We start from the raw sequence: 381 nt of genomic DNA, 5'->3' as shown, positions 1-381 counted from the left end.
AGCAAAAGGTGATTACGAAGCGTTAAGAAAATTACCAAGAGATTCATCACCTACACGTTTAACTAGAAGATGTAAAGTAACTGGAAGACCTAGAGGTGTATTACGTAAATTTGAAATGTCTCGTATTGCGTTTAGAGAACATGCGCACAAAGGACAAATTCCAGGTGTTAAAAAATCAAGTTGGTAAAATCAAATTTCGTACTTTAGCCCATTTACAATATCAATAAAACAATGTACAGTATATACGAATGCTATAAACTGAATGTTTTCTCATATTAATAAGGAAACATTCGGTTTTTAATTTGCATTTAAAAATAATTAGTTTTTAAAGGGGCTATTTAAAGTGAAAATATTTGATTACGAAGATATTCAATTAATACC

Annotated in this window: 1 protein-coding gene; it reads left to right on the top strand. The window is 29.7% G+C overall.

The window, feature by feature from the left end; all coding sequences use genetic code 11:
- Positions 1–187 (top strand): 30S ribosomal protein S14 (gene rpsN, locus GPA21_RS20545; RefSeq protein ID WP_168989883.1); only part of this gene is annotated, 187 nt, incomplete at its 5' end.
- Positions 188–381: the final 194 nt, after the last annotated feature.

It is taken from the genome of Azoarcus taiwanensis, assembly GCF_012910885.1.
GTDB lineage: Bacteria > Pseudomonadota > Gammaproteobacteria > Burkholderiales > Rhodocyclaceae > Azoarcus_F > Azoarcus_F taiwanensis.
This window is presented reverse-complemented; position numbering and strand designations above follow the sequence as displayed.